At 34.4% G+C, this 12,345-nt stretch carries 22 protein-coding genes; all 22 read left to right on the top strand.

All coding sequences use genetic code 11. From position 1 onward, the window contains the following. Positions 1-204 precede the first annotated feature (204 nt). The 22 genes from NYR30_RS04215 (at position 205) to NYR30_RS04105 (ending at position 12,332) form a co-directional block, all read left to right on the top strand. On the top strand, positions 205-384 hold the full coding sequence (locus tag NYR30_RS04215; protein ID WP_302502034.1) for a hypothetical protein: 180 nt from the start codon (positions 205-207) through the stop codon (positions 382-384). 1 nt (position 385) lies between these two features. Continuing rightward, positions 386-673: a hypothetical protein gene (locus NYR30_RS04210; RefSeq protein ID WP_302502033.1), complete on the top strand. Its 288-nt coding sequence runs from the start codon at positions 386-388 to the stop codon at positions 671-673. Further along, positions 654-1,595, top strand: a complete 942-nt coding sequence (locus NYR30_RS04205; protein ID WP_302500484.1) for an N-6 DNA methylase — start codon at positions 654-656, stop codon at positions 1,593-1,595. Before NYR30_RS04210 ends, NYR30_RS04205 begins: the two co-directional genes overlap by 20 nt. A gap of 1 nt (position 1,596) precedes the next feature. Further along, entirely contained in the window at positions 1,597-2,427 is an 831-nt protein-coding gene (locus NYR30_RS04200) for a tyrosine-type recombinase/integrase (RefSeq protein WP_302502032.1), read from the top strand. Further along, positions 2,427-3,035 (top strand): HNH endonuclease signature motif containing protein, encoded by a 609-nt coding sequence (locus NYR30_RS04195; protein ID WP_302502030.1) that lies wholly within the window; start codon positions 2,427-2,429, stop codon positions 3,033-3,035. The genes NYR30_RS04200 and NYR30_RS04195 overlap by 1 nt, the downstream gene beginning before the upstream one ends. A 161-nt stretch (positions 3,036-3,196) precedes the next feature. Next, entirely contained in the window at positions 3,197-3,475 is a 279-nt protein-coding gene (locus NYR30_RS04190; protein ID WP_302502028.1) for a hypothetical protein, read from the top strand. Further along, the gene (locus NYR30_RS04185) at positions 3,472-3,783 is read left to right on the top strand and encodes a hypothetical protein (RefSeq protein WP_302502027.1); all 312 of its coding nucleotides are present in this window, start codon (positions 3,472-3,474) and stop codon (positions 3,781-3,783) included. The genes NYR30_RS04190 and NYR30_RS04185 overlap by 4 nt, the downstream gene beginning before the upstream one ends. Beyond that, positions 3,780-4,271, top strand: a complete 492-nt coding sequence (locus tag NYR30_RS04180; RefSeq protein ID WP_302502026.1) for a siphovirus Gp157 family protein — start codon at positions 3,780-3,782, stop codon at positions 4,269-4,271. The genes NYR30_RS04185 and NYR30_RS04180 overlap by 4 nt, the downstream gene beginning before the upstream one ends. Further along, on the top strand, positions 4,268-4,969 hold the full coding sequence (locus NYR30_RS04175; RefSeq protein WP_302502025.1) for a TniB family NTP-binding protein: 702 nt from the start codon (positions 4,268-4,270) through the stop codon (positions 4,967-4,969). The genes NYR30_RS04180 and NYR30_RS04175 overlap by 4 nt, the downstream gene beginning before the upstream one ends. Beyond that, complete coding sequence (locus tag NYR30_RS04170) at positions 4,966-5,568, top strand: hypothetical protein (protein ID WP_302502023.1); 603 nt, start codon at positions 4,966-4,968, stop codon at positions 5,566-5,568. The genes NYR30_RS04175 and NYR30_RS04170 overlap by 4 nt, the downstream gene beginning before the upstream one ends. Positions 5,569-5,985: 417 nt before the next feature. Then, positions 5,986-6,480: a hypothetical protein gene (locus NYR30_RS04165; RefSeq protein WP_302502022.1), complete on the top strand. Its 495-nt coding sequence runs from the start codon at positions 5,986-5,988 to the stop codon at positions 6,478-6,480. 63 nt (positions 6,481-6,543) lie between these two features. Continuing rightward, positions 6,544-6,840 carry a Y16D family protein gene (locus tag NYR30_RS04160; protein WP_302502020.1) on the top strand — a complete coding sequence of 99 codons (297 nt, stop codon included), beginning with the start codon at positions 6,544-6,546 and terminating at the stop codon, positions 6,838-6,840. A gap of 8 nt (positions 6,841-6,848) precedes the next feature. Continuing rightward, complete coding sequence (locus tag NYR30_RS04155) at positions 6,849-7,490, top strand: nucleoside triphosphate pyrophosphohydrolase family protein (RefSeq protein WP_302502019.1); 642 nt, start codon at positions 6,849-6,851, stop codon at positions 7,488-7,490. Between the two features lie 3 nt (positions 7,491-7,493). Continuing rightward, positions 7,494-7,895, top strand: a complete 402-nt coding sequence (locus NYR30_RS04150; RefSeq protein ID WP_302502018.1) for a hypothetical protein — start codon at positions 7,494-7,496, stop codon at positions 7,893-7,895. Positions 7,896-7,933: 38 nt separating this feature from the next. Next, positions 7,934-8,338: a hypothetical protein gene (locus tag NYR30_RS04145; RefSeq protein WP_302502017.1), complete on the top strand. Its 405-nt coding sequence runs from the start codon at positions 7,934-7,936 to the stop codon at positions 8,336-8,338. Position 8,339: 1 nt separating this feature from the next. After that, on the top strand, positions 8,340-8,570 hold the full coding sequence (locus tag NYR30_RS04140) for a hypothetical protein (RefSeq protein WP_302502016.1): 231 nt from the start codon (positions 8,340-8,342) through the stop codon (positions 8,568-8,570). A gap of 78 nt (positions 8,571-8,648) precedes the next feature. Continuing rightward, a complete protein-coding gene (locus tag NYR30_RS04130; RefSeq protein ID WP_367401232.1) occupies positions 8,649-9,356 on the top strand; it encodes a DUF3310 domain-containing protein in 708 nt (235 codons plus the stop codon). Positions 9,357-9,367: 11 nt separating this feature from the next. After that, positions 9,368-9,673 carry a hypothetical protein gene (locus NYR30_RS04125; protein ID WP_302502015.1) on the top strand — a complete coding sequence of 102 codons (306 nt, stop codon included), beginning with the start codon at positions 9,368-9,370 and terminating at the stop codon, positions 9,671-9,673. A 113-nt stretch (positions 9,674-9,786) separates the two neighbouring features. Beyond that, the gene (gene rdgC / locus NYR30_RS04120) at positions 9,787-10,686 is read left to right on the top strand and encodes a recombination-associated protein RdgC (RefSeq protein ID WP_302502014.1); all 900 of its coding nucleotides are present in this window, start codon (positions 9,787-9,789) and stop codon (positions 10,684-10,686) included. Further along, positions 10,676-10,999 carry a hypothetical protein gene (locus NYR30_RS04115; protein ID WP_302502013.1) on the top strand — a complete coding sequence of 108 codons (324 nt, stop codon included), beginning with the start codon at positions 10,676-10,678 and terminating at the stop codon, positions 10,997-10,999. Before rdgC ends, NYR30_RS04115 begins: the two co-directional genes overlap by 11 nt. A 62-nt stretch (positions 11,000-11,061) precedes the next feature. Then, positions 11,062-11,367, top strand: coding sequence for an HAD family hydrolase (locus NYR30_RS04110; RefSeq protein WP_302502011.1), 306 nt, complete (start codon positions 11,062-11,064; stop codon positions 11,365-11,367). Beyond that, positions 11,265-12,332, top strand: a complete 1,068-nt coding sequence (locus NYR30_RS04105; protein ID WP_302502009.1) for a tyrosine-type recombinase/integrase — start codon at positions 11,265-11,267, stop codon at positions 12,330-12,332. The genes NYR30_RS04110 and NYR30_RS04105 overlap by 103 nt, the downstream gene beginning before the upstream one ends. Positions 12,333-12,345 lie beyond the last annotated feature (13 nt).

The raw sequence follows: 12,345 nt of genomic DNA, 5'->3' as shown, positions 1-12,345 counted from the left end.
CAATGCTTGTGAAACGGCTTAGAAGATATACATTCTAAGTGTGGGTGATTGCGAAACGCCAGTATATTGGTGGGGTTGGTAATACCACTGTTGAGGACGTAAACAGTTAAATTATCGTACAGATTAAGCCCTCGTTATGAGGGCTTTTTTTTAAAGCTAATTCTATGAGTGAGCTTTAAAAAGAAAAGAAGAGGAGAAACACTTATGAGAATAAGACCAATAAGTCCGCTAAGTTATGACAGTGACGTAGATTACTACGAGTCGCTAGCCATTAACCACGAAGATCAAGATTATTACGAAGATGATTATGTTGATCCTAGTGAATGTGATAAAGCCGCTCTTGATTATGAGCTGACTTATTTTAGACAAGATAGCAGGTATTAGAATGAAAGCAAAATGTATTGATTTAAACACGCATTTGTTTCTGCAATTAGAACGCTTAAATGATGAAGGTTTAACGGGAGATGCCTTAAAAGAAGAAATTGAGCGTTCTAAAGCCATCAGTAGTATTGCTACCAATATTGTAAACAATGCAAAGCTTGCTTTAGATGCCCAAAAATTTAAAGTGGACTATGGTGTAACTGAACCCTTACCTTCGATGTTAGAAAATAAAAGAGAACTTGACCAAGAACCTAAAAAAGGAGGTGTGCCAAATGGCGTTTGTCGAACATAATAATCGAGCTAAAGCCAAAAAGTTAGCTGAATTTATTACAGGAAAGCCACTACGTCAATATCTTGCGGATAAAATAAAAAAGTATGTGGGTTGCTCTCCCTCTGTGTTTGATGGTGCGGCTGGTAGCGGTCAATTAGAGCAATTTATTAATCCCTCTCGATTTGTTGCCGTAGAAATACAGTCTGAATCTTGTGAGGCATTAAAAACAAACTATCCAAAAGCTCAAATACATAATATGAGCTTTTTTAATTATCCCACAGCACAAGAATCACTTTGTGATTGTGTGGTGATGAACCCACCGTTTTCTTTAACCTTTAAAGGGTTAACTGAAAATGAGAAAAAAGCAATTCAAGAAGAGTTTCCTTGGAAGAATAAAGGCAATGTTGATGATATTTTTGTTATAAAAGGGCTAAATCAATCTAAGCGTTGGGGATTTTTTATTTTATCCAGTGGTATGGCATATCGTAGCACCGAAGCTCTTTTTAGAGAAAAATTAGGCTGTCAATTAGTAGAACTCAATTTAATTCAAAACGCCTTTGAAGACACTTCAATTAGCGTATTGTTTTTAGTGATTGATAAGCAAAAAACATCACAAAATGTCATTCGTGAACTTATTGATTTCAAGCAGGATACGCCGCTGATTGCCAGCGATGAATGGCTTATTAATCCCGAAAAATGGGAAACTGTTTCTCCTCCCAAAGAGGAAGTTGAAGAAATTGAATTTTCTGATATGGAAGCACTTTCTAAAAATGCCTTTAGAGAAAGGATAAAAAGTGAATTGACGTTAAGTAAGATGTTTGTTGATTTATCTATAGCAAGCAATATTCCATTCAGTATGAATTCTAAGAGTGAATTTAATCAATTTTGCGATAATATTTGCAATGATGTGAAAGCGTTTAAATATACAGATATGGGGCATTAAAATGAAATCCTATCATGAAAAATTAACACCACAACATCAAAAAGAGATTGAGCTATTTTCAGACTACCTCTATAAAAATGAGTCATCTGAAAATACTATTAAAATATATACCTATGCCCTTGCTATCTATTTCTCACTATTTAAAAAGATTGATAAATATGATTTGCTGAATTTTAAAAAATACCTGATGGAGAACTTTAAACCTGAAACTGTTAATGTCCGAATTTCAGGGATAAATCACTATTTAGCTTTCAAAGGGAAAGCTGACTTAAAACTAAAAAACGTCAAACTCCCAAGACGTTCGTTTGACGATAAGATGTTATCTTATGATGATTACACTAAGTTTTTGCACTGTGTAAAACAGCATAGCCAGCGGTATTACTTCATCACTAAATTCCTTGCTTATACTGGGGCAAGGATAAGTGAGCTACTTCAGTTCAAAAAAGAGCATTTAGAACAAGGATATATTGAATTATATACAAAAGGAAAAATTAGACGAATTCACATTCCTAGTGCCATTATTGAAGAGTCTAAAACCTTTTTTAAACACGAAAAAGATTTTTTATTTAAAAATCGAATGGGTGAACGTATCACAAGCAGAGCGGTTACTGCTGGCTTAAAATATTATGCGAAGAAAAGTGGCGTGCCAGAGGAGCTGATTCATCCTCATAATTTCCGCCATTTCTTTGCCATACAATTTTTGAAAAAAACGAAAGATGTTACGTTGTTATCTGATTTACTAGGTCACTCAAGTGTAGATATGACAGCATTATACGCGAGAGTGTCAGCTAAAGAACAGCGTCAAGCATTAGAAAGGGCGATAGATTGGTAATGAAAGGGAAATCGATTACTTATAATGAAGAAGAAGCCTCATTTTTGAGGCTCTATTGCCATTTACCAAGAAAAGAACTTACTGCGAAATTTAACGAAAAATTTAACCGCAGTTTGACTGTAGGAAATATTGCTGGAAAGTGTAAGCGTGAAAAATGGCTAAGACCTAAAGAAACATGGCGTTTCAAGAAAGGAAATATCCCCTTTAATAAAGGTACAAAAGGGGTTTCTAAGCCTAATAAAACCTCTTTTAAAAAAGGCAATAAACCCGCCACTACATTGCCTGTCGGATCAATTAGATATTGTTCTAAAGATAATATTTATCTCATTAAAGTTAGTGAACCTGATAGATGGGTAAGCCGTGCAGAATATGTTTGGTGTAAACAACATAATATCAACATACCGAAAGGTTGTGTGGTTTGGCATAAAAACGGTGATCCCACAGATGACAGAATCGAAAATCTCGCAATAAAAACAAGGCTGGAAGTATTGCTTTTAAATAGACTAGAGCACCGAAAAACACCTGATGAATTAAAAGGTTATATTGATTTAGTTGCACAAATAAAAGCGAAAGCCATCACGAGAGGAAAGCCCAACAAAACCACTTAAAATGGGAAAGATATCTAATTTAAAACTTCTCATTTTAAATGGTTGAGTTTCTCAAGTTTTGCGACAGATAACACTAACCAAAACCGACCGCACTTACCTGTGAACCGTGTGGCGGTTTTGTTCAACCTAAATTCAGTAAATTGACTAAAAAGGAAACAAAAATGAAATTCACGCACGAACCACTTTACCTTGTTTTCGCACTATTTATCGCTTGTATCTTAGGCATAAGTTGTCAGCCAGCTAAAGCAGCTCAATACGAAAAAGATACTGACTATTACGACCACACACTAAACCTAGAAACTGATCTATCAGAAGAACAGCTGGAGTGGGAAGAATGGGCTAATCAAGAATGGAAGTCCAGCTATGGTGAGTATCAAACACCACTTACACCTGAACACGAAGCAGAGATTAAGGAACGACTAGCGAAAGGAGTTAGATGATGGACATTTTTGAGAAATTAAATAGACAGGCTGTTTTGATAAAAAAACAAGCGTTTAAAACACTACAAAACCGCCTCTTTCTTGCTTGTCAGCAATGTAAAACCGATAACGAATGGGCGATCTTTTTTGATGAGCTGCTTACTTATGAAAGCTATTGTGACATCACTAATGCAATAAAGCTACTCAAGATGAGTGAAGCCTATAAAGACAAACTACAACATTTCCTCGATGTTGCTCAATTTTATGTAGTACAAAAAGCAGCAATCGCCTACCACAGAACATTAACGCAATTTAAGGAAACATTATGAGCTTATACCAACTCTCCGAACAAATTAAAAACATCAACGAGCTACTTGATGATGAAGAATTTACCAATGAACAAGCTGTTATTGACGCATTTAACAGCTTAGAAATGGAGTTTACCGACAAGGTTGCTGAAATCTGGAAATTACACAAAGAAACAGAAGCCTTAGCTGAAACAACAAAAGCAGAAAAGCAACGACTAGAGAAAATACAAAAAACCTATGAACGTAAACAGCAACGCTTACGGAATCTTATCTATGCGTCAATGTTAAATGCTAACGTGAAAAAAATCGACAATCCGTTGTTTAGGCTAACAATGACATCTCCAATTATGAATAAAGTTGATATTGCCGAAAATGCTGTCATTCCGAACGAGTATTACATACCGCAAGAGCCAAAACTCGATCGCACTGCTCTACTCAATGCGTTGAAGAATGGTGTTGAAATTAAAGGTGTTGTTTTAACAGGTTCACCACAATTAAGGGGGTTATGATGAGTATTGCTACATTGATATTAGGAGAAAGTGGTACAGGAAAAAGCACAAGCTTACGCAATTTAAACCCGAATGAAACACTACTTATTCAAGTTATCTCAAAACCACTGCCGTTTAGAACAAAAGAATGGAAATACTTCGATAAAGAAACCTGTCCAGCAGGTAATGTTTTTGTTTGTGATAACGCAGATAAAATCTGCGAAATATTAAAAAAGACAAAGCGAAATATTATTGTCATTGATGATTTCCAATATTTAATGGCAAATGAATTTATGCGAAGGGCAATGGAAAAAGGTTATGACAAATTCACTGAAATTGGCTTACATGCTTGGCAAATTTTTGATTTGTCAGGAAAGCTAGAACATCATAAACGGGTGTATATTCTTTCCCATACGCAAAGTGATGAATATGGCAAAACTAAAATCAAAACCATTGGGAAAATGCTAGATGAAAAAATCACTCTTGATGGCATTATGACTGTTTGCTTACGCACTCACGTTTCAGACGGTAAATATCAGTTTCTTACACAAAATGATGGTAATGATACGACCAAAAGCCCAATGGGATTATTTGAAACTCGTTATATTGACAATGATTTGAAATTTGTTGATGACGCTATTTGTGATTACTGGGGAATCGTTACCGAACATCAAGCAACAGAAGAAACCACCGCTCAACCACAGGAGAATAACCAATGAACCAACCAACTTTTATCTACAACCAAGAACAAGCCGTAAAAGCAGGTAATGCTCAATTTATCAATGAAACTGGAGCTTATCTTTGCAAAATTATTTCCGCTGAATATGTCAAATCTTCAGGAGGTGCATTATCACTTGAGTTTTCAGTAGAAACTCAAGAAGGTTTAAAAGGCAACTATCTTTCTGTTTATTATCAAGGTAAAGACGGACAACCGCTACAAGGCGGACACAATATGATACAAGCTATAATGGGTTGCACTAACGTACAAGCTCTGACTGAACAATTTAGTAACGGTCGAATGTATGCACCAGAATTATCAGACAAGTATATTGGATTAATGTTGCAAAAAGTCCTACGACTAAAACAAGACGGTTCAGAAACATACAATTTCCAAATCCTCTGCCCATTTATAGCAAAAACGCGTAAAACACTATCTGAACATATTGAGAATAAACCTGCTGAACGTATTGATTGGTTAGTGGCTCATACTAAAGATAGAGACGAACGATCCAAACAGCAACCGCAATCAACACAACAAAATCATAACCAACCTCAAGTACAACCACCATCAGATTTTGATGATGATATGCCGTTCTAAGTCGTCTAGCATTGTCTAGCTAGACGAAATTTAGACGAAATATAGACATCTTTTAGACAAACACTGCCCTCTTTGTGAGGGCTTTTTATTGATAAGAGAAAATACAGAAATGATTTAGAAGATGAGCCAGAACTTCCGCTTAAGGTATTACTAACCCCTTACGACCACATAGAAGATTATAGCGCAAGTGGTAAATATACTCATGAAGTTAGAACCATTCGTTATGGTGAAAAAATGAAAAGCGTTGAAAGTGAATTTGACATAGTCGGTATGTGGGAAGAGTCTTAATCCCTTTTTAGCAGGGTTGTGTCATTCGACAAGGATAGCGAGTTTGACATAATGTGGGAAGAATAAGCTAAATAGAACATCATCAAGCCTAGCCTTACAAGCTAGGCTTTTTTATTAGGAATAAAAAATATGAAACAGTTTGATTTAGAAAAAGCCTTAGCTGGTGAGCCAATAAAACTACAAGACGGGTACAAAGCCTATATTGTACATAAATTGGAGAATAATGAGATTATTTTATTAGGGTACTACATTGATGATGATGGAGTGAAGATTCCTGCGTGGTGGAATGATGATGGGAGTTACGAGGATAAATTTGATGATAATCTAGACATCATTGGTATGTGGGACGACCATGAACTACCGATTTTATCCATTGAAGGCAATCAGGAGTATAAAGAGGTTTTATATTTCAATGAAAAGTTGTTCGTACCATTTTGGGCGAAAGTGATTGCAGCAGACCGAGATGGTCAAATTTTTGCATACAGTAATGACCAATTGCTCGCTAATAGAAATATAGGAGCTTGGGAGCAATTGGAGTCAGGTAGTGATGATAAGTTTGAGTATATAGGTTTATGTCAGTTTGGCTATCTTTATTGGTATAACTCTATGGTCACACTTCCCTAAAGAGAGAAATTAACTTTTAACTAGCCCACTTTTTAGTGGGCTTTTTTATTGATAGGAAAATATATGAATGAAAAATCAGAAGTAATTGTTTGTGCGGCAATCAAGTTTAATTGTGAATCTAATAAACTATCAAGAGAATTAGTAATTCCTATGGTAAGACATTATTCTCCTGATGCACATAGAGTATTAAATACTATTGAAGAATTTTATAAAACAAAACAAATTGAACAAGGTTTTATTACTAACTTTTCTAGATATGTTGATAGAAAAGAAGCTTTAAAAATAGCTAAAGCTAATAATCAAATCAAACATGATATTGGTTATGAGCCAGATGAACTTTATTCAGAAATGCTTTATTAGGATTAAATATGAGAAAAGTTATTCAAATATCAGAATCAATCACCCAAGACACAGAATACGCGGATGGATATTGGAGTTTAATAGCATTATGTGATGACGGTACTTTGTGGAATAAAAGTTCATTGAGTGATAATGTTTGGATTCGTATAGAAGATGTTCCTCAAGACGACAAACAACATAATGAATTGCAATGTACTAACGAGCAACAACATAACGAATTACAACGAATCTTAGATTGGTTTAAAGAAGCTAAGCCTGGACCAACAAATAAAGACATAGCAGTTCAAATTGGATGTCATTTTGAAGAAGTATCAGAAATGTTAGCTTCACTAGGGGAATTAGAACAATCTCGTAAACTTTTAATTCTTGCTAATAATTCTTATAAAAAGAATAGTGAAGAAATGGGTGTAATTCTAAAACAATTAAATACTAATATGAAAATTGAAATATTAGATGCTTTGTGTGACCAGATTGTAACTGCTGTAGGTGTCGGTTACATGTTTGGTTTTGATGTACTAGGAGCTTTGAGAGAAGTAAACGACTCCAACTGGTCTAAATTCGAGGACGGAAAAGCAGTATTTGATGAGAATGGCAAGATTAAAAAAGGTGCGAACTACTTTAAACCTGATTTAGAGAAATTTTTAGGGTAGATAATGAAAAATAGTCAAAAATTTATTATTTCTAGATTTCTTGAATTTATGACATCTCCAAAAAATGATTTTAAATTAAAAGAATCTATGACTCTCCATGCAAGCCAAGATGTAATGTATGTCTTGCTGAAAAATGGTGAGACAGGTAGAGCAGTTCTTAATTACATAGAAGGGGATATTTTCTTTTTTGTGAAAACAGAAAGGTTTTCAACTGTTAACGATCACAATGGCAAGTGCGTATTTCTAGTTAAACAAAATGATGACGAAACATATTCTATTTTTGATAGTACGCAGATATGGCTCGCTGATTGGGATTTTGATAACAGTGTATCGTGTCATTTAAATAAAGAAGATGATTATCAATACTTAATGTATTTTTTAAGACAATTATTCTTAGAGCAATAAGCCACCAAATACGGTGGCTTTTTTATAGGTGTTCAACTATGGGAAACATTAAGAGATATAAAGTTAAATTAGATTCTTTCGATTTTGACTTAGAAGCCGACTGGGAAATTGATTTTGATTTTGAATTACCTGATTGGTTGAAAGAAGAAGCAGGGATTAAGACTGTTACAGATGTAATTACTGAAATATATTCATTTTGGAATAATGATGCAGATATAGCTTCTTTTGAAGAGCAACTAAATTATGTACTTAAACACGCTACAATAGAGATTAGTCGTATCTATAATCGTTCATTCCGTATTAAACCAGAAGATTTAACTAGACAGTTATTCGAGAATGTGGATGGTTTTGCTTTAGGTGAATGCGGAATTAGACTTTATAAGTATAAAGAAGATCTGAATCTCAATCATGATATTTTAGACGTCTATGAGATAGGTGGATAGTATGACATTAGTGGAGGCAGTAATCATTATTGTATTAGTAATAATCATATGTACCGCACTTTTAGCTACAACTCTAATTAATGTTATTTCTAGTGCATATAAAAATATCATTGATTTAATAGCTAGTAACTGTGATGCAACTATTGAATGTTCTAAAACAATAGGAAACCTGATTATCAGGTTACATAAAAAAGCAAGAGGATTACCTGATAATGATCCTAGTGGGCCATAAACCCTCAATTAATCAAGAATTAACTAAACATAAGCAAGCCTGGACCACAAAGTCTGGGCTTTTTTATTAGGAATTACCATGCAACAAAATACATCATTAGATAGCCAAGTGGGTGGCAATCACTATAAAAATCTTAAAATCCAACCAGTAGTATTTATTACTGAAAATAACATTGGTTATTGTGAAGGTAATATCATCAAGTATGTATGCCGTTACAAGCATAAAAACGGACTTGAAGATTTAATGAAAGCTCGGCATTACCTTGATATGTTAATTGAAAATGAAAAAAAGAATAATGATTTCATTATGAAACCAATACTTGATGCTTGTTGTGGCGGAAGAATGTTTCATTTTGATAAGCAAAATCCAAATGTGCTTTTTATGGATAAAAGGCAAGAAACAGTAGAATTTACAGATAGAGAGAATACTCGCACATTAGAAATTACTCCTGATTTGGTGGCTGATTTTACAAAAATGCCATTTCCAGATAAATCTTTTAAGTTAGTGATTTTCGATCCACCTCATTTAAAAAATGGTGGTGATAATAGCTGGCTTGTCAAAAAGTACGGTCGATTAGATAGCGATTGGCAAACACAGATCAAAAGTGGCTTTGACGAATGTATGCGTGTTCTTGATGACTATGGCACGTTAATTTTTAAGTGGAATGAAACTCAAATAACAGTAAGTAAAATTCTGAAAGCAATAAATGCCACACCAATTATTGGGCATAAATCAGGAAAAGAAAATAACACACATTGGCTTTTATTTATGAAATTACCGAATTAGAGGAGGAAATAATGAAAATTGAAATTACAGGCTATTCCGATGACCTTATCGAGGTTGATGGTGATTTAAGACTTGAGTTTGACAATATCAAATGGGATAAAGGGTTGATCGTTTCAAACGAGCATGGTGAAAGCGTTATTGTTGATCTTATTTTTGATGATAACGGTGTATGGCGAATAACTCACAATGGGAAAAATTCACCCAATTGGACTTTTGAATTAGAAAAAGCGCCTGAAAATGATGATGACGATTACACTGATAAATTAACAATCGAAGCATCAGGTAAGTTATTTGTCGGAGTATATGATAAATACTGAAAATCTTATAAAGAGAACTAGCACGTACATAAGCAGAGGTGCTAGTCATATTAACTACATTATACACAATAGCCTCCTTAATACGGAGGTTTTTTATTTTATGAGGAAGAAAAATGTATTGGTTTAAAAATGTGATGACATACAGATTAACAAAAGAATTAGATTGGTCTTTAGAATCACTACAAGAGCAACAATTTAAACCTTGCTCTGAAATTGATTTTAGTAAATTTGGTTGGATACCGCCAGTTGTTACTAATGAGAATTTATATTGTGAAGTGAATGGTTATATCTTACTTGTTGCTTATCGCGAAGAAAAAATCATACCTGCTGCTACTGTCAAAAAACATCTTGCTGAGCGGATTAAACAGCTTGAAGAAGCGCAACAGCGTAAATTGAAAAAAGCAGAAAAACAGGCATTGAAAGATGATGTTATGGCTAAGTTAATTACGCAAGCATTTAGTAGATACACTCATACTGCCTTAATTATTGACACTAAAAAACAGTTTATTTATGTCGATGCAGCTTCCAGTAAACGAGCGGAAGATGCGTTAGCGTTATTGCGTAAATCGTTAGGTTCTTTACCTGTTGTACCGCTTATTTTTAATAATGATGTTAGCACAGTAATGACTGAATGGTGTTCAAAAGGTTTGCCAGATTGGCTAGATGAGAATGAGCAACTGATCGAATTAAAAGGTGCTACAAATAAGATTGCTAAATTTAAGAATCAGTCTATTGATGATGATATTTATCAGTTAATTGATACTGATTGTGTCATCACAAAACTCTCATTAGAGTGGGAAAACCATTCATCTTTCGTACTAAATGAAGATGGCACATTAAAACGCTTAAAGTTTGCTGATAATGTCCTAGAACATAACGATGATATCGTTAAAGAAGATATTGAAGCTAGATTTAATGCTGATTTGCTATTGATGTCTGATGATATTTCTAACTTGATTGATAAGTTAACAAACGAGTTCGGAGGGCTGCGGTTAGTAAATTATGCTAAATAGAAAAATTAAGAAGTTATTCCATTGCTTCCCAGGCGGCATTATCAACTCAAGCGAAGAATTCATTATTCAAACTCAAGAACACTATCATAGCTTTTCACTAAGAAGTTGCAAAACTGAAGAAGATGTTCAAGCAAAAGTGCTTGAATGGTGCAGTATAAATATTCAGTTAATAAATCAGATCAATAAGTATCTAAAAACAGATTTTAGCGAACAAGATTTAAAGTTGATTTATGAGTATCTAGGAAATGCGATTAATCACGATCTTACAGTGAAGTTTATTAGAAGTAACTTTGATGTAAGAGTATTGAATTAAAGAAAGTTATTTAACACTAAGAACCGCCACCACAAATATGGCGGTTTTATTTTGGAGATTTTATGGAAGATGCAATGAGTATAAGTACAGTAGCAAGTAAATTAGCTATTTCAAAACAAACTATCTATGCCAATCCAACTAAATATGGATTTTTTAAGGTTGGTGGGCAATGGAGAGTATTTCCATCAGATCTTGCAAAATCTATAAAAGAGCTAAATAATGATCGTCGGCTAAAAGTTATGGTCGGCGATGAGGAGAAAATATCATGTCGATCAGGAAAAACAAAAACGGTATTTGGCAAATTGACTTTACAACACCAAACGGCGAAAGAGTTCGATGCAGTAGTAAAACGACTGAAAAGAAGTTAGCTCAAGAACTGCACGATAAACTCAAGCATGAAGCATGGCAAATTGCAAAGTTAAATAAGCGGCCAGAATATACTGTTACACAAGCCTTAACCAGATTTCTTGAAGAAGCTGAGCATCAAAAAGATCTTGATACTAAGATTAGACATGCTCAATACTGGCAAGAAATGATCGGGCATAAACTATTAAGTTCTTTAACAAGTGATGACATCTATAACAACCTACCAACTCACATTGTTGGTACTGGTAGGAAGTTATCTCCTTCTACGCAAAATCGATACCGTTCATCAATAATGCGTGCGTTAAATCTCGCAAAACAAGCTGGATGGGTTGATTCAATTCCCTTCATTGTTAAAAACAATGAACCCAAAAAAAGAATTAGGTGGATAACTCAAGCAGAAGCAAAACGCTTACTTAATTGCATTACATTAGAGTGGATGAGGAATGTATGCTCTTTTGCATTGATGACTGGTGCAAGAATGACCGAAATCTTAACGCTAACATGGAATAAGATTGACTTCACTCGCAAAATAGCGATTGTGACAAGCGATATTGCAAAATCTGGACATGCTAGATCTCTCCCTTTAAGCAAGGAAGCTATTAACTTCTTACGTAAGTTAGAAAAAAACAAAATATCCGAATTTGTTTTTCACAGAGGAAAAGGAAAGCTAATTAAAGATATTGATAGAGATCACCTTAAAGTTGCTTTAGATAAAGCCAATATTAAAGATTTTAGATTCCACGATTTTCGCCATACTTGGGCTAGCTGGCATGTTCAGAGTGGCACGCCGCTAATGGTACTTAAAGAATTAGGAGGTTGGGAAACAATAGAAATGGTACAAAAGTATGCTCACTTAAATGCCGATCATTTATTGACATACGCCAATCACGTCAAATTTTCGTCAAACTCTACTTTGGATATAGCAAATAACAAAGCAGATAATGATGAGCTTATTGATGTCGCATAAATGAAAAAACCTG

It is taken from the genome of Gallibacterium salpingitidis (assembly GCF_030517105.1).
GTDB classification, from domain to species: Bacteria; Pseudomonadota; Gammaproteobacteria; order Enterobacterales; family Pasteurellaceae; genus Gallibacterium; species Gallibacterium salpingitidis.
The sequence above is the reverse complement of the archived record's forward strand: the minus strand, read 5'-3'. Positions and strand labels throughout refer to the sequence as shown.